Origin of the sequence: Rhizobium sp. SL86 (assembly GCF_026672545.1) — a bacterium.
GTDB lineage: Bacteria > Pseudomonadota > Alphaproteobacteria > Rhizobiales > Rhizobiaceae > Neorhizobium.
On sequence record NZ_JAPPRJ010000001.1, the window covers coordinates 807,033 to 827,265 of the forward strand.

20 protein-coding genes are annotated in these 20,233 nt (G+C 60.3%); 1 reads left to right on the forward strand and 19 read right to left on the reverse strand.

Annotated features, from left to right (window positions below):
- Positions 1 to 112: 112 nt before the first annotated feature.
- The 5 genes from OU993_RS04125 to OU993_RS04145 form a co-directional block, all read right to left on the reverse strand.
- Positions 113 to 1,201 (reverse strand): ABC transporter ATP-binding protein, encoded by a 1,089-nt coding sequence (locus tag OU993_RS04125; protein WP_268154979.1) that lies wholly within the window; start codon positions 1,199 to 1,201, stop codon positions 113 to 115.
- Between the two features lie 105 nt (positions 1,202 to 1,306).
- Positions 1,307 to 2,962 (reverse strand): beta-galactosidase BglA, encoded by a 1,656-nt coding sequence (gene bglA / locus OU993_RS04130; RefSeq protein WP_268154980.1) that lies wholly within the window; start codon positions 2,960 to 2,962, stop codon positions 1,307 to 1,309.
- Positions 2,963 to 2,989: 27 nt separating this feature from the next.
- Positions 2,990 to 4,153, reverse strand: a complete 1,164-nt coding sequence (locus tag OU993_RS04135; RefSeq protein ID WP_268154981.1) for a carbohydrate ABC transporter permease — start codon at positions 4,151 to 4,153, stop codon at positions 2,990 to 2,992.
- Between the two features lies 1 nt (position 4,154).
- Positions 4,155 to 5,168 (reverse strand): carbohydrate ABC transporter permease, encoded by a 1,014-nt coding sequence (locus OU993_RS04140; protein WP_268154982.1) that lies wholly within the window; start codon positions 5,166 to 5,168, stop codon positions 4,155 to 4,157.
- A 117-nt stretch (positions 5,169 to 5,285) separates the two neighbouring features.
- Positions 5,286 to 6,647, reverse strand: coding sequence for an ABC transporter substrate-binding protein (locus tag OU993_RS04145; protein WP_268154983.1), 1,362 nt, complete (start codon positions 6,645 to 6,647; stop codon positions 5,286 to 5,288).
- A gap of 273 nt (positions 6,648 to 6,920) precedes the next feature.
- On the opposite strand from OU993_RS04145, the gene OU993_RS04150 reads away from it, so the two are divergent.
- Complete coding sequence (locus OU993_RS04150) at positions 6,921 to 7,946, forward strand: LacI family DNA-binding transcriptional regulator (protein ID WP_268157503.1); 1,026 nt, start codon at positions 6,921 to 6,923, stop codon at positions 7,944 to 7,946.
- Positions 7,947 to 7,952: 6 nt separating this feature from the next.
- Here the strand turns inward: OU993_RS04150 and folD are convergent, their stop codons facing one another.
- The 14 genes from folD to flgK all read right to left on the reverse strand — a co-directional run bounded on the left by folD (position 7,953) and on the right by flgK (position 20,221).
- Positions 7,953 to 8,852, reverse strand: coding sequence for a bifunctional methylenetetrahydrofolate dehydrogenase/methenyltetrahydrofolate cyclohydrolase FolD (gene folD / locus OU993_RS04155; protein WP_268154984.1), 900 nt, complete (start codon positions 8,850 to 8,852; stop codon positions 7,953 to 7,955).
- 126 nt (positions 8,853 to 8,978) lie between these two features.
- Complete coding sequence (locus tag OU993_RS04160) at positions 8,979 to 10,856, reverse strand: hypothetical protein (RefSeq protein ID WP_268154985.1); 1,878 nt, start codon at positions 10,854 to 10,856, stop codon at positions 8,979 to 8,981.
- 159 nt (positions 10,857 to 11,015) lie between these two features.
- Positions 11,016 to 11,558, reverse strand: a complete 543-nt coding sequence (locus OU993_RS04165; protein ID WP_268154986.1) for a hypothetical protein — start codon at positions 11,556 to 11,558, stop codon at positions 11,016 to 11,018.
- Entirely contained in the window at positions 11,558 to 11,923 is a 366-nt protein-coding gene (locus OU993_RS04170; protein WP_268154987.1) for a hypothetical protein, read from the reverse strand. The genes OU993_RS04165 and OU993_RS04170 overlap by 1 nt, the downstream gene beginning before the upstream one ends.
- A gap of 26 nt (positions 11,924 to 11,949) precedes the next feature.
- The gene (locus OU993_RS04175) at positions 11,950 to 12,507 is read right to left on the reverse strand and encodes a rod-binding protein (protein ID WP_268154988.1); all 558 of its coding nucleotides are present in this window, start codon (positions 12,505 to 12,507) and stop codon (positions 11,950 to 11,952) included.
- A gap of 147 nt (positions 12,508 to 12,654) precedes the next feature.
- The gene (locus OU993_RS04180; protein ID WP_268154989.1) at positions 12,655 to 13,065 is read right to left on the reverse strand and encodes a hypothetical protein; all 411 of its coding nucleotides are present in this window, start codon (positions 13,063 to 13,065) and stop codon (positions 12,655 to 12,657) included.
- An 8-nt stretch (positions 13,066 to 13,073) separates the two neighbouring features.
- The gene (gene fliR, locus OU993_RS04185; RefSeq protein ID WP_268154990.1) at positions 13,074 to 13,826 is read right to left on the reverse strand and encodes a flagellar biosynthetic protein FliR; all 753 of its coding nucleotides are present in this window, start codon (positions 13,824 to 13,826) and stop codon (positions 13,074 to 13,076) included.
- Positions 13,823 to 15,910, reverse strand: a complete 2,088-nt coding sequence (gene flhA, locus OU993_RS04190) for a flagellar biosynthesis protein FlhA (RefSeq protein WP_268154991.1) — start codon at positions 15,908 to 15,910, stop codon at positions 13,823 to 13,825. The genes fliR and flhA overlap by 4 nt, the downstream gene beginning before the upstream one ends.
- Positions 15,911 to 16,028: 118 nt before the next feature.
- Positions 16,029 to 16,295, reverse strand: a complete 267-nt coding sequence (fliQ, locus tag OU993_RS04195) for a flagellar biosynthesis protein FliQ (RefSeq protein ID WP_268154992.1) — start codon at positions 16,293 to 16,295, stop codon at positions 16,029 to 16,031.
- A 64-nt stretch (positions 16,296 to 16,359) separates the two neighbouring features.
- Positions 16,360 to 16,860, reverse strand: a complete 501-nt coding sequence (flgD, locus tag OU993_RS04200) for a flagellar hook assembly protein FlgD (RefSeq protein ID WP_268154994.1) — start codon at positions 16,858 to 16,860, stop codon at positions 16,360 to 16,362.
- Positions 16,851 to 17,300: a flagellar biosynthesis repressor FlbT gene (gene flbT / locus OU993_RS04205; protein WP_268154995.1), complete on the reverse strand. Its 450-nt coding sequence runs from the start codon at positions 17,298 to 17,300 to the stop codon at positions 16,851 to 16,853. The genes flgD and flbT overlap by 10 nt, the downstream gene beginning before the upstream one ends.
- Positions 17,297 to 17,644 carry a flagellar biosynthesis regulator FlaF gene (gene flaF, locus OU993_RS04210; protein WP_268154996.1) on the reverse strand — a complete coding sequence of 116 codons (348 nt, stop codon included), beginning with the start codon at positions 17,642 to 17,644 and terminating at the stop codon, positions 17,297 to 17,299. The genes flbT and flaF overlap by 4 nt, the downstream gene beginning before the upstream one ends.
- 37 nt (positions 17,645 to 17,681) lie before the next feature.
- On the reverse strand, positions 17,682 to 18,764 hold the full coding sequence (locus tag OU993_RS04215; protein WP_268154997.1) for a flagellar hook-associated family protein: 1,083 nt from the start codon (positions 18,762 to 18,764) through the stop codon (positions 17,682 to 17,684).
- 5 nt (positions 18,765 to 18,769) lie between these two features.
- The gene (gene flgK / locus OU993_RS04220; protein WP_268154998.1) at positions 18,770 to 20,221 is read right to left on the reverse strand and encodes a flagellar hook-associated protein FlgK; all 1,452 of its coding nucleotides are present in this window, start codon (positions 20,219 to 20,221) and stop codon (positions 18,770 to 18,772) included.
- Positions 20,222 to 20,233: the final 12 nt, after the last annotated feature.

Genomic DNA, 20,233 nt, shown 5'->3' on the forward strand with positions numbered 1-20,233 from the left:
ACCCTCGGCATCGACGTCTTTATTCAATGCCGTGATCCTAGGGAGCGAACCTTAACATTGGGTGTGGCCAACTGTTACGTTTTGGTTACGCCCATTGCTTTGCGCAAGACGCTCAGCGCCGGTAGGTCTGTCCGCTTGCATCAAAAAGATGCATCTTGGCGGGATCGGCGGAAAAGCGCAGGACCTCGCCCTTTTCGACCCTGAAAATGCCCGGCAGCTTGGCAATGATCGGCTCCTCGTCGGTGAGACCCTCGATGTAGAGAAGCGTCACCTCGCCAAGCGCCTCGACGATCGCGACCTTGCCTTCGAACAGGTAATCCTCGCCGGTCGTGACGGTCAGATCCTCCGGGCGGATGCCGAAACTTGCGGCCTTGCCGGTCTCCGAAGGTTCCGTCGCAACGGGAACGGAGACGAGCTTGCCGCCCTTCAGGTCGATGCGGGTCGTCGCACCGGTTTCCTTCACCGTTGCCGGAATGATGTTCATGGCCGGCGAGCCGATGAACTTCGCTACGAAGAGGTTCTGCGGGCGCTCGTACAGTTCGAGCGGCGGGCCGACCTGTTCGATGCGCCCGGCCGACAGAACGACGATCCGGTCGGCAAGCGTCATCGCCTCCACCTGGTCGTGGGTGACGTAGATCATCGTCGTGTCCGGCATGCTCTCGTTGAGCTTGGCGATCTCGATACGGGTCGCGACACGCAGGGCCGCATCAAGGTTGGAAAGCGGCTCGTCGAACAGGAACACTTTTGGATCACGGCAGATGGCCCGGCCGATCGCAACACGCTGACGCTGGCCACCGGAGAGCGCCTTCGGCAGCCGCTCCAGATACTGCGTCAGCTGGAGAATATCGGCAGCCGCGCGCACGCGACGATCGATCTCTTCCTTGCTTTCGCCGGCAATGCGCATGCCGAAGGCCATGTTGTCGTAGACCGTCATGTGCGGATAGAGCGCGTAGGACTGGAAGACCATGGCGATGCCGCGCTTGGAGGGCGGCACCTCGTTGACCCGGTTGCCATCGATGAACATGTCGCCGCTGGTGATCTCTTCCAGGCCGGCAATCATGCGCAACAGCGTGGACTTGCCGCAGCCGGACGGGCCGACGAAGACGATGAATTCGCCCTGCCGGATGTCGAGATCGATGCCGTGCAGCACCTTCACCTGACCATACGCCTTGCGGATGTCCTTCAGAACCAAGCCAGCCATGTCTCTCCCCTTCTTCACGCCTTGTGCCCGGTTGTTTGCGATGGGCCAGGTTTCGTTCGTGTTGCTGGTCCGGGAGCGTTGCCCCTCCCGGACCTGATTGTCATGTCATGCCAGCCGGGCGAAAAACGCGCCCCAGGCCGGCAGGCCGACGGTGCGACCATCGAGCGTCGCCTCGAAGCCGTGACCGGTCAGCACTTCCCATTCGCCCGCCGGAAGTTCCGCGTCGATCGAGTCTGCGCTCATGTTGAAGAGGCAGAGCAGCGTCTCGTTGCCGAAGGAGCGGGTATAGGCGAGCAGGCTTTCGGTCGGGGCCAGGAAGGCGATCTCGCCCTTGGCGAAGGCCAGATGCTCACGCCGGAAGGCGAGGAAGCGGCGATACTGCTCCATCACCGAAGTCTCAACGCCCTGCTGAACGTTGACGGCGCGCAGCTGGTGCTCCACCGGGATCGGCAGCCAGGTCTTTTCCGCGGTGGAGAAGCCGGCCTGAGCCGCATGATCGTCCCACACCATCGGCGTGCGGCAACCGTCGCGGCCCTTGAATTCCGGCCAGAACTGGATGCCATACGGGTCCTGCAGATCGGCAAAGGCGATATCGGCCTCCGTCAGGCCGAGTTCCTCGCCCTGATAGATGCAGATCGAACCGCGCTGCGTCAGCAGAATGGCAGACAGCAGCTTGGCATAGGCCTCGCGGTCCATCACGTCGGCGCCCCAGCGGGAAACATGGCGCACGACGTCGTGGTTGGAAAAGGCCCAGCAGGCCCAGCCTTCCGGTGCTGCCGCGGCAAAATCCTTCTGTACTTCAGCGACACGCGCCGGTGTCAGCTGATCGGGCGCCAGGAATTCGAAGGCGTAGCACATCTGCATCTTGTCGCCGCCGGAGGTATATTCCCCGACGATTTCGAGACCGCGCTGGCTGTCGCCCACCTCGCCGACGGCGGCAATCGCCGGGAACTCGTTCAGCACGGCCCGGAAGCGCTTCAGGAACGCGATGTTTTCCGGACGGTTCTTGTCGTAGATATGTTCCTGGAAATTGTACGGGTTGACGGCCGGCGCCGTCGAGGCATTACGCCGCTCGGGTGCCAGCGCCGGGTTGTCGCGCAGCTCCCTGTCGTGGAAATAGAAGTTGATCGTGTCGAGGCGGAAACCATCGACGCCGCGCTTCAGCCAGAAGCGCACGACATCCAGAAGCGCATCCTGCACATCGGCATTGTGCAGGTTGAGGTCCGGCTGCGAAGTCAGGAAGTTATGCAGGTAATACTGCATGCGTGTCGGATCCCAGGCCCAGGCGGACCCGCCGAAGATCGACAGCCAGTTGTTGGGCGGCGTGCCATCCGGCTTCGGATCGGCCCAGACATACCAGTCGGCCTTGGGATTGACACGGCTCGACCGGCTTTCGATGAACCAGGCATGCTGGTCGGAACTGTGCGAGATGACGAGGTCGATCATCACCTTGATCTTCAGGCGATGGGCCTCGGCAATCAGCGCGTCGAAATCCGACAGCGTGCCGAACATCGGGTCGACATCGGCATAATTGGAGACGTCGTAGCCGAAATCCTTCATCGGCGACGGGAAGAAGGGCGAGATCCAGATGGCATCGGCGCCGAGGGCTGCGATGTGCGGCAGACGCGCCGTGATGCCCTTCAGGTCGCCGACGCCGTCGCCGTTCGAATCCTGATAGGAGCGCGGGTAGATCTGGTAGATGACCGCGCCACGCCACCAATCGGCGTCCGGCGCTTCCGTCGTCTGGGGAGAAGCAATCATGCGTTGTTGACCTTGAGAGAGAAGTGCTCAGCCGCCCTTGACCGAACCGGCAAGGAGACCGCGCACCAGATAACGTTGGAGCCCGAAGAACACCAGCAACGGCACGATGATCGTGACGAAGGCGGAGGCCGTCAGGATTTCCCAGTTGCCGCCGCGTGAGCCGAGCAGCGCATTGAGGCTGCCGGTCAGCACCAGCTGGTCGCGCCCTGTCCCCAAGAACACGATGGCGATCAGAAGGTCGTTCCAGACCCAGAGGAACTGGAAAATGGCAAACGAGGCAAGTGCCGGGAAGGACAGAGGCAGGACGATCTTGACGAAGATCTCGAAATCCGACGCGCCGTCGACGCGCGCACTTTCGATGATCTCCTTGGGAAGTCCGGCGATGTAGTTGCGCAGCAGATAGATGGCGAGCGGCATGCCGAAGGCGGTATGCGCCAGCCAGATGCCGGCATAGGTTTTCGACGAGGTACCGAAGAAATTGCCGACCTCGTTATAGAGCCTGAGTAGCGGGATCAGCGACATCTGCAGCGGCACGACGATGAGGCCGACCACCATGGCGATGATCAGCGCCCGGCCCGGAAAGCTCATCCAGGACAGCGCATAGGCGGCGAAGGCGGCGATCAGGATCGGGATGATGGTGGCGGGGATCGTCACCGTCAGCGAATTGATGAAGGCCTGGCCGATGCCCTCACCCTGCAGAACGGTCTGGTAGTTCGTCAGCGTGAATTCCGGCGGGGTGGCAACCGTCAGATAGATGCGCTTGCCGCGCGAACCTTCGAAGGGCGCGGTCTTGGTGTAGACGTAGGAGCCGTCGCTCTCGATGGTCAGCGTCTCGCCTTCGCCGAGATCCGCCGGTTCGCCGGCCGGGAAGGCTGCGGGGTCCTGAACGCGAACACCGAAGGCGCGCACGGTTCCACCCTGGCCCTCCTCGAAGACCGAACCGGTGATCACGTAGTTGGCGCCGTCCTGTTTTGCGCTCGAGGGATCGCCGAGACGTCCGGCGCTGGTCTGCGTCGAACTGCTGAAGGCCGTCCACCAGCCGGACGTGGTGATCTGGTCCTTATCGCGGATCGAGGTGACCAGGATGCCAAGCGTCGGGATCAGCCACAGGATGACGATCAGGAGCACCGAGAGGTGAACGATGAGGCGCGGCAGGCCGACGCGTTTGAGACGGGTCACAAGGTTCGCCATGTCAGTGTCCTCCTGCGTCGCGGTTCGCCTGGCGGATGTTCCAGACCATGATCGGCGTGACGGCTGCCATGATGACGAGCGCGATGACCGCACTTCGGCCACTGTCGCCGCCGCCGCGGAACATCCAGTCGAACATCAGGTTGGCGAGCACCATCGTATCCCACTGGCCGTTGGTCATAGTCAGCACGATGTCGAAGACCTTGAGGACGAGAATGGTGATGGTGGTCCAGACGACAGCGATCGTGCCCCAGATCTGCGGTACCATGATCTTCCAGAAGATCTGCCAGCCATTGGCGCCATCGATGACAGCCGCCTCGATCGTCTCTTCCGGAATACCGCGCAAAGCTGCCGAGAGGATGACCATGGCAAAACCCGTCTGGATCCAGATCAGGATGACCATCAGGAAGAAGTTGTTCCAGAAGGGCATGGAGATCCACACCTGCGGATCGCCGCCCAGCGAGGTGACGATGGCGTTCAGGAGGCCGATTTGGTTATCAGCGGCCCCGCGATATTCGTAGATGAACTTCCAGATGACGGAGGCACCAACGAAGGAAATCGCCATCGGCATGAAGACGATGCTTTTCGCGATATTGCCCCACCAGATGCGGTCGGTCAGCACGGCGATCACCAGGCCGAAGAAGGTGCAGGCAGCCGGGACGACCGCAAGCCAGAGAATGTTGTTGAAGATCGACTGCCGGAAGCCTGCGTCGAAAAAGGCCCAGCGATAGTTCGAGAGACCGACGAAGGTCTGGCCGCTGCGATCGTAGAAGGAGAGGATGAAGGTCGCGATGACCGGGTAGACGAGATAGATGCCGAGCAGCAGAAGGGCCGGCCCGAGAAACAGCCAGGGACGCACGACAGCGCGGCGGTTCAGATTGCGCGAGGCCTGCGTGACATCCCCATCGCGCACCGGCAGCGCCAGATTGAGGATCTTATCCGACAGCCAATAATAGAGAGCGCAGGCGAAAACGCCGACGATCATCACGCCAACGGCCGAGACGATCTGCGATATCATGTCCCCTCCTCATGGTCCTGCCCGGACCTCGTTATACCGGTGATCATTCCGGCTGTTTGTTAAGGCAGAGCGTGCGCGACCGGTAGGACGCCGGTCGCGCACGGGTGTTGGCGTTCTTTACTTCAGGCCGTCCCAAGCCTTCTGGATCTCGTCGCCGGTCTGCTGAGCAGACTTGCCGCCGACGAAATCGACCATGCCGGTCCAGAAGGCGCCGGCGCCGATCTTGCCCGGCATCAGGTCGGAACCGTCGAAGCGGAAGGTCGTTGCCGTCGTCAGGATCTCGCCCTGCTTCTTCAGCGCATCATTGGCATAGGCTTCGGTCTTCACACCCTTGTAAGGTGTCAGGAAACCGGACTGGGCCATCCAGACTTCATGCGCGATCGGCGTCTTCAGGAAATCAACGAAGGCCTGGGCCGCCGGCGAATCCTTGGTGATCGTGACCAGCGTGCCGGCGCCGAGAACCGGCGTGCCCAGCTCGGGCTTCGAGGCATAGGTCGGCATGTAGAAGAAGTCCGCATCCGTTCCGAGCTTCGTGCCTTCCGGGAAGAAGGTCGGAATGAAGGAGGCCTGGTGATGCAGGTAGCACTTCGGCGGAATGTCGAAGAGACCCTTCGGGCTGTCGCGGAAATCGGTCGAGGCGACTGCGGCCACGCCACCCGAGACATACTTTTCGTTCTTGGCGAACTTGCCGAATTCCTCGATGACGCCGACGATCTTCGGATCGTTGAACTTCACCGTGTTGTTGACCCAGCCGTCATAGGTTTCCGGCGTGTTCATGCGCAACATCAGGTCTTCGACCCAGTCGGTTGCCGGCCAGCCGGTCGCACCGCCCGAACCGAGGCCGATGCACCAGGGCGTGCCGCCATCCTTGACGATCTGGTCGGAGAGCGCGAACAGCTCTTCCATCGTCTTCGGCACCTTGTAGCCGGCCTCCTCGAAGTTTTCCGGAACGTACCAGACGAGCGACTTCAGGTCGGCCTTGTACGGGAAGGCGAAGAAGGCGTCCTTGCCGTCCTTGCCTTTGTAGGTGCCGAGCTTGACCCAGGATTCACCCGCGCCGTAATTCGTCTTGACCCAGTCCGAGGTGTCGGCCTTCAACGGCGTGAGGAAACCCTTGGAGGCCAGATCCTGCAGAAGACCCGGCTGCGGCAGGATCGCGATGTTCGGCGGCGAACCTGCCTGCGTATCGATGACGATCTGCTGCTCGTAATTTTCCGAGGACGAATACTGGACGTTCGCTCCGGTGGCATCGTTGAAATAGGCGAGTACGCTGCGGAACAGCTTCTCGTCATCCCCGCGCCAGGGACCGAAGATCGTCAGCGTCTGGCCCTTGATGTCGCCATGCGCCTTCTTGAAGTCTTCATAGCTCTTCCAGTTGAACTTCGCATCCTGTCCGGGCGCGAACTTCAGATCTGCAGCCGTGGCAGCCGAACCTCCCAGGCAAATGGCCGCAACGCCAGCAAGCAACAAATGTCTCATGCAAGTACCTCCCGTTCCTGAAATCTTTGTCTTCCACCCAGACACATCAAAAGCATTCAAAGCGCTTTGGATGCGAAGAAGCCACGCTCTGCCCCTGTGAGTCAAGAGTCTTTTCATTCCACTTCGGATTGAAGCGAAGTGTGCCATGAATTAGAGCACACGTCACCAGCGTCCACTTTTTCATTTCCGTGCCGCCGCGCGGCTGATAAGCTCCCGAAGCGCTTTGAACGACGTTTTTTGAGGGGAACGTCGGGAAAGTGGGGAGTGAACACGGTGAATCTCAAGCAATTGTCAGAACTTTTGGGGCTGTCCCAGACGACGATCAGTCGTGCGCTGAACGGCTATCCGGAGGTCAGCGAGGAAACGCGCCAGCGCGTTCTGAAGGCAGCGGAGGAAACCGGTTATCGCCCCAACCGCGCCGCCCGCCGTCTGGCGACCGGCAAGGCCGGTTCGCTCGGCTTGGTGATGCCGATTTCCGATGGACAATCGGCGGACATCCACTTCGCGGAATTCCAGAGCGGGCTTGCCGATGAATGTCTCAATCACGAATTCCACTTCGTGATCATGCCCGCCCATCCGCAGAAGGAGGAGCAGGCGATCCGCGATCTCGTCAACAGCGGCAGCGTGGACGCCTATTATCTCGCCTATATGCGGGCGCAGGATCCTCGCATCGAGATGGCGAAGTCGCTTGCGCTCCCCTTCATCGTGCATGGCCGCTCATTGGGGATCGCCGAGGATTACCCGTTTCTCGACGTCGACAATGAGCGGGCGTTCCGGGAGGCGGCAGACTACCTGCTTCAGCTGGGGCATCGACATTTCGCGCTGATCAACGGCCCGGCCGACCTCGACTTCGCTGCCCGTCGGCGAATTGGCGTGGAACGTGCGCTCGCGGCGGCGGGCCTTGTCCTGGAAGAGGCAAGCGTCAGCAATACCATGATGACCGATGCCAACGGTTACCTGCAGATGGCACGGCTGCTGCAAGGCGATAAACGGCCGACCGCCGTCCTCTGCGCCAGTACGGTTCTGGCGCTCGGCGCCGTGCGTGCCATCCGCGAAGCAGGCTTGCAGCTTGGCAGCGACATCTCGTTGATCGCCCATGACGACGACCTGATGCTGTTGAAGCCGGAGCATTTTTCAACGCCGCTGACGACGACGCGCTCATCGCTCCGCGAGGCGGGACGGCGGATCGCGCAAAGACTGATCGCCGCCGTAACCGGACCGGAGGCCGACCTGCCGCAGCAGGAACTGTGGACGGCAGACCTTACCATCCGTGCCTCGACGGGGCCGGCGCCCGTCTGAGACGGGTCAGAATTTCGGGATCGGTCTGCCGACGGAACGATAGGCAGCAACCACCGTGTTGGCCATCAGCATGGCGATCGTCATGGGGCCGACGCCACCCGGAACCGGGGTGATCGCACCGGCCACATCCGCACATTCATCGAACGCCACATCGCCGACCAGACGAGACTTGCCCTCACCCTTTTCCGGCGCGTCGATGCGGTTGATGCCGACGTCGATGATCGTGGCACCCTTCTTCACCCAATCCTGCTTGACCATGAAGGGCCGCCCGACAGCGGCAACCAGAATATCCGCCTGGCGGCAGACGGAGGCCAGATCCTTCGTGCGCGAATGCGCCATAGTCACCGTCGCATTGGCGGCAAGCAGCAGCAGCCCCATCGGCTTGCCGAACAGATTGGAGCGGCCGATGACGACGGCATTGAGCCCCGACAGGTCGGAACCGTGGATGTTGCGCACCAGGATCATCGCGCCGGCTGGCGTGCAGGAAACGAGACCGCTTGCCAGATCACCGCTCGCCACCTTGCCGGCATTGACGACGTTCAGGCCGTCGACATCCTTTTCGGGGCGGATCGACTGGATGACCGGCTCGGCATTCAGATGGTCGGGCAGCGGCAGTTGAACCAGAATGCCGTGCACGGAAGGGTCTGCATTCAGCTTGGCGACAAGCGATTCCAGGTCGTCCTGCGTCGTGTCTTCGGCAAGCGAATACTGCATGGAATGAAAACCGCACTGCTTGGCCATGCGGCTCTTGGCGTTCACATAGGCATGGCTTGCCGGATTGTTGCCGACGATCACCACGGCAAGGCCAGGCTTGATATGCGCCTCGCGCTCCAGCACCGCCGCCGCTTGCGTGACGATATCCGTCACCTTTGCCGCTTCCTGCTTACCGTCAATGATCGTTGCCACGTCCTGCTCCTACGGTGTTCAAGAGCTCCCGTGCAAACGGGAGGCCAGTGCCGTTCGTGGCAGACGCCTATGCCGACATGGCCGGGATTGCAAGGGCGGAATGCGGTCCTGCTGGCGGGTGCGACTTCAACGCCCCGATGCGTAGCGTGGCTGGAGATGGGCTTCCCGATCCGCCAGCTGCTCTTCGACCTGGCGGCGCAGGGCCTCGATGCCGCGTTTCAGTTCCAGCATTTCGCGGTCTTCCGCCGCATACTGCGCCCTGACCTCCGGACGGGCTTCCGCCTGACGGCGGGAGAGGATCGAGGCCAGAAGCACCGGCAAGGGCTGCTGCTCCGACGGAACTGTCCGATTGGACAATAGGGCCGACAGAACCACGCTGTCGTCCGGGCGGCCTGGGTCGGCATCATTTGCGGCATGCTCCGCAAGCGCTTCCATCCAGGCGGGTTTCGCAGGGTATTGCTGCTTCGGCTCGTAATACGCGTCAAAGCTCGGCATCCGCGGCATTGGCTCCGGCACAACAGTGCGCGCAACGGTTCCAGCCGGCGGCAGGGATTCCGGCGCATTGAAAATGCCCAGATCCGACGGCGCCGCAATCCTCAAGGTGTCGGATCGATGTATCGGATCGCTCGGACGCAACTGCGAGAATTCGGGCTCGTTTGACCTTTCGGGCAGGCGCGTTGCAGGAACATCTGCAAATCGCTCCTCTTCCGCTTCGTCCGCGATGCGTGCGGGCATCGCCGCGCCTGCAAGACACATCGCAGCGAGGGCCCCAAGCAACGAGTAGAGCCAGGCGGGAAGACCCGAAGCGTCGGCGGCTGCGACGGTTGCCCTGTCGAGGCGGATGACGGACGGGGAGGACTGCGGCGCCTGTTCCGCCAGTCGCAGCGCGTCCAGATAGATGCGCCGCGCCTCATCAAGTTGGTTTTCCAGCGCGAGCCGTTTGCGCGCTGCTTCGGAGACAGGCTGTGCGTTAAGATCAGCCTGCCGTTTCGTCAGATCCTGGATCTGCGCCTTCAGTCCATCCTGCTGCTGCTTCAGATTGGCAGCAGCGCGCTGAAGGCTGGTTGCAATTGCGGCACGCGCTTCATCTTCGGTGGCCTTGGCCGCAACAAGCCGTGGATGGCGTGGTCCGAGCGAGACCGACAGCTGATCAACCTCGAGCTTGGCATCCTGATACCGGCGGCGAGCTTCCTCCAGACCGGTTCCGGCCAGCGCTTCCGGCACCGCATTGTCGAGGATGGACCGCGGCTGAAGCTCTCCCAAGAGGGCCGCCTTTTCCTGCAAGGCGGCTTGTGCTGCGTCGAGGGCTTCGCGCTCGGCCGCAAGCTCGGAGCGTCCAGTCTCAAGTGCCTTCAGGGCGTCGAGTTCATGATCGGGAACGACAATCGCTTCCAGCTCGGCCTGAACCTTCTCCAGCTTCTGACGAGCGGTGCGGACGGTCTCAGCCTCGCCCAGCGGCTGGCCCTGGCCGGAAGATGCAAGCAGATCTGCAATGGCATTGGCCGTCACCACGGCACGCGCGGCGTTTGGATCACGAACGGCAACCGCCACCCGGCGGTCGGTGTCGCCGCCGACGAGGACGATCTGCTCGGCGAGGCGGCTTCGCTCCAACCGTTCGGCGGTCGAGGGGCGGACGTCGCGCCGCGTCACGAGATCGGACAGGAAACCGAGCGCCGTCAGCTGTTGCGGTCCCGAAGCGTCCGGAAGCGACGACGCAATCCGGTGAAGGGCCTGGTCCAGAAAGGCCTGCGCCTCCAGCTTGCGATGGGCCTCGGCCAAAAAGGCGGTCTGCTGCGCCCTCCCCGCCCCCGGCAACTCAAGCTGTGTTTCGGCGGTATAGTGGCGGGTGAGATCGACGGGAAGCAGGAACGGCACCAGGGCACCGAGGGCGGCTGCGGCACTCAGCACGCATGCCTTGACGGCCAGGCCGCCTTTGCGGACCGCGCGGGGGGGCCTGCCATCGCCTGCCATCTCGCCGATCCTTGCTTCGCTCGCAGAAACCATGTGCTCAACCGTTCCCACGGCCGCACATCGGTTCGGCCGCCAAAATGTTAAGGCAGTCTAAATTTCTTTGGCGAACAAATCGTTAATTTGCGGAGCGGATCGCGCTTGCGATGCTGAAAAGCGTCCCGGCCCGCGGAACCACGGGCCGGTCAAAGCACCTCAGTGCCCGCTGCTGGCGGGTGCTGCCTCGACCTTCGCACCCTCGACGATCTTGAGAGGGGTCACCTGCTTGGTGGGGCTGCGCTCGCCATTGGCGCGGATATCGTCCTTCGACATGTAATCGAGCTGTTCGACCAGAACATCAAGGACGTAGTCTCCGCCGAACTTCTTGTTCAGCGATTCCTTGATGTTGCTGCGGAATGCCGCGAGATCGAACGCCTTGGTGTTATCCAGATTGACCATCTTGTTGCCGACGAGAAGGGTGAACAACTCGTCGGTCATCATTTCCGTCACCGGCAGGTGGACGCCCTTGATCTTTTCCTTGTCCATCATGAAGGAAATGCGCGTCAGGAAATAACCCTGGACCGCGCCATCGGCGAGCATCGGAACGTTGATCGACTCGCCCTTCACCAGTTCGGACTTTTCCTTCAAAAGTGTCGCTTCATCCACCGGCGGCTTGGGAAGCGACATCTGAACGGAGAAATAGACGGCACCGAGCGTGACGACGCAGACCCAGAGACCGGTGAGGATGAGCTTGACCATCAGACTTCGCTGTAAATGAACTGTTCTTGCGTGTAGGTGCCATCACCTTCCGCATCACGCGCGGCGTTCTTCAACAGATCCGCCACCGTGCGCACGGCATGAAGATGCGCCTCGACGCGACGCGCATTCAGCGTCAGCTTCGCCTTCAGCGCATGCATCTGCTCGATGTGGTTGACGGCAAATTCCTGCGGATTGGTGCCGCGGAAGAGCATTGTCAGTTCATAGAGGCAACGGCTCTTATGCGCATTCGACACCTTGAGATCGAATTGCGGATCCTTGCCGATCCGCTCGTTCTCGTTGTCGATGATCATTTCGAGCCGGCCCAGAACCGACTTGATACGGTAATCCGCGGAAATAACTTCCATGTGCCCTGTTCCAGTCCTATTCATCATTATGCCTCGCTTCGCTCAGCAGGGGCGAGGTCGAGTACTTTTCTCTGAAAATCATCCACCATGCTGAGGGAGCGATTGCGGCTGTCCTCATCCGTCACGGCGTTGGGTGTGCCTTCGTTGCGCAGCCGCTGCAGCGACTGGGAGTAGATCTGCTCCGCAATGCCGACGCCGCCGTTCTTCGACATCTGATCGGCAATCTGCTCGGACATCATGCTCTGCCAGAATTCACCGGCCGAACCCTTTCCATAGATCTCCTCGCTGTCCTTCGGCATCATGTCGTTGACGAAGTTCTGCAGGATGGAGGCTTCAAACTTACGGTATTCCTCGGGCATTTCCGCCGATTTCGCCGATCGGTCGGCGTGGTCCACACGCGCTTTCGTGGCCGAACCATCCAGAAGGTCGACGGCCGCGGAAAAACCCGTGCCGGCAGAGGCCAGGCTGCTCGCTGCAAAGGCGGCGCGGGTTGCTTTCAGCTTCGCCTGGGCGGCTTGGACGTCCGTCGGATCTGCTGCGCGCAGGACGTCGAGTACGAGATCGCTTGGAGGAGAAATCGCCACTTGAGCTTCCTTTCATGTAAGTGGCGAAACTATGCGTTCTGAAGCTTGCTGCAGGCTGGCGTCGTCGCAAGCGAATACTAAACGCATCGCGTGCGGAAGGTGTAGAGGATCTGCCACAGCGGGCCTGACGCTCCGCGCGGGCCTGGCTCAGTATTTCTTGTCGCGCCCCGGCATCAGCATGATCTCGAGCAGATCGTAGACGGCGTTGTCTTCCTTCTCCCGATCCTCAAGACCGCGGGCCTCCTGCATCTGCTCTTCCAGGCGGTCACCCTTGGTGCGCTCGCGCAGGATTCTCGCCTCCTGCACCTGCTGGACACCGGACAATTGCTTGTCCTTCACCATCAACCGGCTGAACCGTTCCGAATAACCTTTGGAGAACTGCATATGAACGGGAGCCATCGAACCGATGGCGCCGATGACCATATCCATCTGTTCGCCCACTTCGGTGCGTTGCCGCGTGGTGTCGGCGAGTTCCCCCTCAACCATTTTTTCGACGTGCCGCTGCAGGGCGACGAGGCGCTTCAGCTTCTTGGATCGGGGTTGTCCGCCGTCTGCCATCTCAGACCTCAAAACGACTGGAAGATCGGGCCGAAACCATCGGCGAACTGACGAATCATCGCGGCGATTGCCAGATACATCATGAAGATCCCCCCGGTGATCAGGTAGGGCGTCGAAATGAAGTAGACGGGAACCTGCGGCGCAAGCTTGTTGACGAGACCGACCGCCACGTTGAACAGGAGCCCGTAGATCAGAAACGGGCTCGCCAGTCGCAACATGATGTTGGTGGAGGCCCTCAGCGTATCCGTCAGCGTGATCAGCAGTTTCTGCGGCTCCAGCACGGCGCCGACCGGCGTGACGGAATAGGAATCGATGAGCGCCCGGAAGATCATGTGATGAAAGTCCAGGATGAAGAGCAACATCAGCCCGGAAAAGGTGATGAGGCTGGTCAGCGAGGTTTCCTGCATGTCTTCCAGCACATCGTGCCCGCCGGGTGCGGTAAAGCCGATCGACATGGTGAGGATGGAGCCGGCAAACTGCAGGCCCAGCACGTACATGCGGGCGATCATTCCGTACATGATGCCGATCAGCATCTCCGAGCCGATCAGCCCGATCATGCTCGCCGGCGTGGCGGATACCCTCGGATAGAGCGTGTCCCAAAGAACCGGCATGACGGCGAGCGACAAGCCCAGGGACAGGAAAAGCCGAATATTGGACGGCACGCGTGCGCTTGAAAAACCCGGAAGGACCATGAAACATCCCCCGATCCGACAGAAAGCCAGAAAGAGTGTCAGCACGGTCCCCTGCGGGTCAGTGATCATGAAATCGAGCCCAATATCTTGATGTCGAGGCCCTTTGCCAGTTCCACATGCGACAGGACGGGCAGTGTCGGGAAGAGTCGCTCGATGATCATGCGCACATAGGACCTTGTTTCGGGCGATGTGACAAGCACGAAGGGCAGGCCGCGATCCATGAACTCACGGATAACTTTGCTGGCCTGTTCGCTGAACTCCTCCAGCGTACGCGGATCGATGTCGAATTCGAGGACTTCACCCTTCGCATCGCGCTTGAGCGCCTGGTGGAAAAGAAGATCCCATTTGCTGCCGAGGCGCAGCACACGCAGCTGACCGTTGTCGGCAAGATCGCCGCACAATTGCTGCGACATGCGCACACGCACATGCTCGACAATCTGCTCGGTCTTGCGCACATGCGGCGCAAGTTCCGCAACCGCTTCGAGGATGAGGTGCAGGTTGCGGATCGAAACCCGTTCCGCCAGCAGCAGCTTGAGCACCGCCTGCAGGCCGGAATAGGACATATGCGAGGTGCAGATCTCGTCGGCGAGCTTCTTGTACTCCGGATCCATACGGTCGATGAGGATCTTGACGTCCTTGTAGGACAGAAGCTGCGGCAGATTGTTGCGGATGACTTCGCTCAGATGCGTCAGCACGACCGACACGTTGTCGATCGGGTGGAACCCTTCGCGCTTCAGGTCTTCGGCAAAGGCCTCCAGGATGGAGACCGCAGGCATGCCGAAGGCGGGTTCGCGGATCTCGTCGCCCGGAATGCTGGGTTTTCGTCCCGAACCGGTGATGACAAGAACATCGCCGACCCGCAGGACGTTGGAAGCGATCGTCGTGCCGTGGATGCGAATCTGGTAGGATTTCTCCGGGATCGTGATGTCGTCGGCGACCTTGATTTCCGGGACGACGAAACCGTATTGCGTCGCGAACTTCTTGCGCATCTTGCCGACGCGGAAGGCCAGCTCCTGATGCGCGCCGAGAAGGCGGGTCGAGACCTGCTTGCCGAGAGCAAGCTCGATCTCCGCCGTCTTGAGCATCGACTTGACGGAATCCTTGTCGGACTCCTTGGTCTGGATCTTCTTCTTTTCTTCCGAATCGCGGCGTGCCTTGTTCTCCGCCTCGATACGGCGCGGAACGATCCAGGCACCGAAGGCCATCAGGCCGCCGAGCGCAACGAAGGGTACGAAGGGAAGACCGGGAACGAGTGCAAGGATACCCATCAGGCCGGCTGCGACCGACAGGGCGCGCGGATAACCGCCAAGCTGGTCCAGAACAGCCTGGTCGGCCGTGCCTGCCGTACCGCCGCGGGTGACCAGAAGGCCGGCGGCGAGCGAAACGATGAGCGCCGGAACCTGGGACACGATACCGTCGCCGATCGACAGCTTGACGAACACGTCGGCCGCTTCGCCGATCGGCATGCCATGGCGGAAGGCACCGATGACGATGCCGCCGAAGATGTTGATGGCGGTGATGATCAGGCCGGCGACGGCATCACCGCGCACGAACTTCGAGGCACCGTCCATCGAACCGAAGAACATGCTTTCTTCTTCGAGTTCGCGGCGGCGGCGCTGCGCCTCCTTCTCATCGATGATGCCCGCGGACAGGTCCGCATCGATCGACATCTGCTTGCCGGGAATGGCATCCAAGGTGAAGCGGGCGCCGACTTCCGCGATACGCGTGGCACCCTTGGTGATGACGATGAAGTTGACCGTCACCAGGATCATGAAGACGATCACACCGATCATGAAGTCGCCCGACATGACCAGCGAGGCGAAACCGGCGATCACGCCGCCGGCCGCATCGTGTCCTTCATGACCGTGGGTCAGGATGGTTCTGGTCGTCGCAATGTTCAGCGACAAGCGGATCATCGTCGAGATGAGGAGGATGGTCGGGAAGGACGAAAAGTCGAGCGGCTTTTGGATCCACAGAGAAACCATCAGGATCAGGACGGAAAAGGCGATCGAGAAGGCAAGACCCATGTCGATCAGGAAGGTCGGTATCGGCAGGAACAGAATGCACAGGATGCAGACGATGCCGAGCGCGAAGCCAATGTCGCGGCCGTTGGGATTGACCTTGGGAATCGATAATGCCGGTGGTTGCGCCATCAGGTATCCATCTCTTCATGAGAAGGCGGCATGACGGAGATCATGCCTAGTCAACGAGACCTTAGAGGGCGAAGCTTGCGCGAGGATGGCATGCGCGCGCCATCTCCCGTCCGGTTCCTCAGAAACCGGACTGGACCCGCGAAAACACCAGCTGGGCAAACAGATTGATCTGACTGCCGATGAAGGGAGCCGTAAATCCCACCGCCAGCAGGATCGAGACGATCTTCGGCACGAAGGTGAGCGTCATTTCCTGCACCTGCGTCAAGGCCTGAAGGAAGGCGATCGCCACCCCTACGACCATGGCAACGAGGATTGCCGGTCCCGAAGCAATCAGGACCGTCCTCATCGCGGCTTGCATGATTTCCAACGCATCGGCTTCGTTCATCAGCCTCTCCTGCCCTGAATCATTCAGGGTGATTCGACAGGCCCGTTTTACCGGGCCTGTTGGATTACGTCGAGCTTTCGTCGGTCGTGCTCGTGTCGGTGGTCGTATCAGTGCTCGTGTCGGTATCAGTGTCAGCCTCGATCTCCTGATCCGAAACGACAACACCAGCCTGAACAAGGATCTTGTCGCCAGCTTCCGTGACGGCGATGATACCATCCGAATAGACCTGGACTTCCTGGATCTTGCCGGTCGTGGTGTCGTCAGCGCTCATGATGTACTTACCGACCATGTCGCCGGCGCGTGTGATCGCTTCCGCCTGAAGCAGGCTCTTCAGGTGGGTATTCGTTTGGATCGTCTGCTCGACCTGCGAGAACGAAGCGAGCTGCGAGATCTGTTCGGACGCGTCCATCGGATCCGTCGGATCCTGGTTCTTCATCTGGGCGATCAAGAGCTGCAGGAAGCTGTCGTAGTTCAGGCTCGCATTGTCGGCGTCGGTCGACGATGCTGCTGCATTCGCCCAGGGGTTGGACGAGGAGGTGGTGGAGGTGACCGAATCTACCGCCACGGAGCGATCTCCCTGCGAATCTGCTCGACCGTCGCAGGCGACATTTCCTGGTTGTTGAGGATGCGATCTTCGATCGTGTAGAGGCCGCGGATCGCCTTCAGGGCGTCGAATGCACGGCCGCTGACGACCATCGCATCGATCCGCTTCAGCTCCGCCAGGACTTCCTCATCGCGGAAGCAGGTCAACAGCATGGTGATCGACTTGCGGAACATGGACAGCGACTGATCCTTGCCTTCCGGGTTGATCAGCATCATCTGAGCGATGAAATAGAGCTGACGAAGCGGCGTCGTCGCGTCCTCCAGCTGGAGAACATGGTTTTCGAGCAGGAAGGTCACGTCATTGAGGAATTCGAGCGCCACCTTACGGTCGACGCGCAGAACGGCCCCGTTGATGAAGATCCTTTCGCCCGATTTCAGCGAGATGCGCAGCGTACTTTTCATTTAAGTCCATCCCTGATGATGGTGGTCACGTCGATAATACCTTGGAAATTGTCCGACTGCCGTCGCCTGATCTGTTCGCATTCCTTCAAGATCCAGATGGCGATGGAGATCAGATTGGCGCGGAGGTCGGCGTTCAACTCGTTTTCCGGCTGTCTCAAGTCCTCGATGAACCTGATCCAGACGCGCCGCGTGTAAAACAGCGCCTCGATCGAGGCGCGCGAGTATCGTTTTTCCTCTCGTGCAGCCTTCAAGAGTTCGATGGAGCGATCCAACGCCTGCCGTTCTCGGGTTTTGGCGTCAGCGACGTCATCCTCCATGATCTCGGCATATGAAAACTGGTACATTCATGTATCCTTCATTTTCACGGACTCCCTTTGATCATCAAAGGTAGTTAATGAGACTCAGTTGCTGTATTCGCGAGGTCAGCGTGTAAGCCGCTTCAAGAAGCGACTGCAGTTCCGTGACCCGCGTTGCTGCTTCATACGAATCGACCGATTGCAGATCGCTCACGCTGTTTTCGATAATGGTCTTCTGCGCCTCCAGGCTGTCCGTCGCCTTGGAGATTCGCTCGCTCGAAAGACCAAGCTGGCTGCGCTGGCTGGAGATGCCGGTCGAGGCGCGGCCCAATGCAGCCTGGGCGCTGTCGACGATCGCCGAACGGGTTTCATCCGTTGCGGTCGGCAGGAATTCAATGGTGACGATGGCACCGAACATGAAGTTGCGGAAGCCGGCATCATTCGCATTGACCGAACTGACGATGGTCTCGCTCGATGTGATGCGCGTCGTCATGTTCGTATCAGACGCGTCGGAGACGAAGGTCGTCCAGAAGTCCTCGCCCGCGAGCCCCGTGTGCGGCGGATCGGTCAAAGTTGCCGTACCGGTGAACTTCGCTTCCAGATCCGTCAGGAACGTCTGCATCTGGGCTTCGGTCATATCGGCCTTGGACGCGATGCCATTGTCCGACAGGAACTGGTTGAGTTCCAGATCAACCGCCGCCTTGAACGTTGAACCGTCCTCTGTATAGGAGGTCAGCGGTTCGACATCGGTGTTCGTTCCGGAGAACAGATATTCGCCAGCGGCGGAGGAATTGCCAGCAGCGGTGAATGCATCAAGAGCCGACGTCATGGTCAATACGACCTCGTTGACCGTCGATTCGGTATTGCCGAGACCGGTCAGCAGGCCGGAAGCCGTGGTGATCTGATCCGCCATATTGCTGAGGGCACCCTCGGACGAATCAATACGGGTCGTTGCCAAGGAATTGGAAGCCAAGAGGCTTTCGATCCGAAGCAGATCGCGCGTCAGATTCAGACTGCGGGTCGTCGAGGAACCGAGCGCAACGCCCATATCCGCGTGAACACCCGTCGACACTTCCTGGTTTGCCTCAACAAGCTCCTTTTGGGCCTTGGCCATGGTCTGTGCCAGGCTGCTCTGGATACCAATGTTGGAGCTGAATGACGTTTTCATAACCCTTAGCCTACCGTATCGAGAAGTGTCTGGATCATCTCATCGACTGCGTTCAGCAGCTTTGTTCCTGCCTTGTAGGACTGTTCCACTTCGAGAAGCAGAGACAGTTCCTCATCAAGGCTGACTGCAGTCGCATTAGAGTATGCTTCGCTTGTGCGAGACATGAGCGCGGTCTTGGTTTCTTCGGCGCTCGTTGCCGAGCTGCGAATGGTTTCGAACCAGCCGATGGACGCGGTGGAGAAATTCAGGAGCGTCTGCGATCCGCCGATATTGGTCTCATTGGTATAGGTGCGCGTCTCTTCGAATTTCTGGGCATAGGCGTCGAGCAAGTCCGAGTAACCACTTTCACCCGTCGTGTTGGAAACGAAGGCTGTTCCGTTGATACCACCGTCGCGAATGAGCGATGGATCACCGTTCGGAGGAATGACCGCCGAATTGACCGTGATGCGATAGGCGAGGTTGTCGATCGAGCCGATCGAACCGGTGGTCGAACCGCTGTCGCTGAACAGACCGGTGAGGGTCGTGGACGTCGATGTGTCGGTTTCCGAGAACATTTCGATCAGAGAGTTTGCCATCTCGTCGAGCTGCCGCTGATAGGTGGGGGCAATATCGTCGCGAATCTGAAGAAGAGCCTGCAGGGAACCGCTTGCGGTGGTATCGCCACCCTCTCCGGCCGACAGAGGGACGCCATCCACCAAGACCGCATTGCCCGTCACAGAGGCATCGTAGGTCGTGGTCGACGTGAAGGTAACCTGTCGCGCCACCGTCTCGAACAGCGTGGTCCCGTCCATGGTGTAGAGCGCCATGTCGCCGTTTTCGCGCGACCAAGTGTAGACGCCAACAATATCGGAAATTTGCTTCAGCAGGGAATCGCGTTCGTCAAGAGCGGAATTCGCATCCTTGCCGGTCGCCGTTGCCGTGACCACTTCGTTGTTCTTGGCCTCGAACTGTTCAAGCAGGTTGTTGAGATCGGAGACCTGTTCGCTGATGGTCTTGTCTGCATCGGCGCGAATGCTCTGCAGTCCTTTGGACGTCGTGTTGAGCGAGTTTGCGAGATCCTGCGCGGCTGAAACCGTACCCGACGCAAGCGTGGTATCGCTTGGTTTGGCAGCGTAGGATTCCAGCGCGCTGTAGAAGCTGGTCAGATAAGTGTTCGGAGACAGCCCGTAATCGTTGCCTCCGAGCAGGTTTGCGATCTGGTTCGTCAATCCGTCGACCAGCGTCGTTTGGGCGCTGGCCTGTGAACGACTTTCCAGCGACTGGCGGAATAATGCCGCATTCTCTTCGCGGTAGACAGTTCCGACGCGGGCGCCGGACTCCGTCGAGACGATCATCACGGTACGCTTGTTGTAATCGGCGTTCTGCGTGTTCGAGATGTTCGTTCCAAGCACGGCCGTCTGACGGGCCGTGTTGTTGAAGATCGCCTGAGCTGTTGACCGTGCTGTAGAAAGCGACATTAGCTTACCTTT

What these genes read in the sequence shown, in the direction of transcription:
- OU993_RS04125 (WP_268154979.1), bottom strand. Translation starts at nt 1,201, where the DNA reads ATGGCTGGCTTGGTTCTGAAGGACATCCGCAAGGCGTATGGTCAGGTG.
- bglA (WP_268154980.1), bottom strand. Translation starts at nt 2,962, where the DNA reads ATGATTGCTTCTCCCCAGACGACGGAAGCGCCGGACGCCGATTGGTGG.
- OU993_RS04135 (WP_268154981.1), bottom strand. Translation starts at nt 4,153, where the DNA reads ATGGCGAACCTTGTGACCCGTCTCAAACGCGTCGGCCTGCCGCGCCTC.
- OU993_RS04140 (WP_268154982.1), bottom strand. Translation starts at nt 5,168, where the DNA reads ATGATATCGCAGATCGTCTCGGCCGTTGGCGTGATGATCGTCGGCGTT.
- OU993_RS04145 (WP_268154983.1), bottom strand. Translation starts at nt 6,647, where the DNA reads ATGAGACATTTGTTGCTTGCTGGCGTTGCGGCCATTTGCCTGGGAGGT.
- OU993_RS04160 (WP_268154985.1), bottom strand. Translation starts at nt 10,856, where the DNA reads ATGGTTTCTGCGAGCGAAGCAAGGATCGGCGAGATGGCAGGCGATGGC.
- OU993_RS04165 (WP_268154986.1), bottom strand. Translation starts at nt 11,558, where the DNA reads ATGGTCAAGCTCATCCTCACCGGTCTCTGGGTCTGCGTCGTCACGCTC.
- OU993_RS04170 (WP_268154987.1), bottom strand. Translation starts at nt 11,923, where the DNA reads ATGGAAGTTATTTCCGCGGATTACCGTATCAAGTCGGTTCTGGGCCGG.
- OU993_RS04180 (WP_268154989.1), bottom strand. Translation starts at nt 13,065, where the DNA reads ATGGCAGACGGCGGACAACCCCGATCCAAGAAGCTGAAGCGCCTCGTC.
- fliR (WP_268154990.1), bottom strand. Translation starts at nt 13,826, where the DNA reads ATGATCACTGACCCGCAGGGGACCGTGCTGACACTCTTTCTGGCTTTC.
- flhA (WP_268154991.1), bottom strand. Translation starts at nt 15,910, where the DNA reads ATGGCGCAACCACCGGCATTATCGATTCCCAAGGTCAATCCCAACGGC.
- fliQ (WP_268154992.1), bottom strand. Translation starts at nt 16,295, where the DNA reads ATGAACGAAGCCGATGCGTTGGAAATCATGCAAGCCGCGATGAGGACG.
- flbT (WP_268154995.1), bottom strand. Translation starts at nt 17,300, where the DNA reads ATGAAAAGTACGCTGCGCATCTCGCTGAAATCGGGCGAAAGGATCTTC.
- flaF (WP_268154996.1), bottom strand. Translation starts at nt 17,644, where the DNA reads ATGTACCAGTTTTCATATGCCGAGATCATGGAGGATGACGTCGCTGAC.
- OU993_RS04215 (WP_268154997.1), bottom strand. Translation starts at nt 18,764, where the DNA reads ATGAAAACGTCATTCAGCTCCAACATTGGTATCCAGAGCAGCCTGGCA.
- flgK (WP_268154998.1), bottom strand. Translation starts at nt 20,221, where the DNA reads ATGTCGCTTTCTACAGCACGGTCAACAGCTCAGGCGATCTTCAACAAC.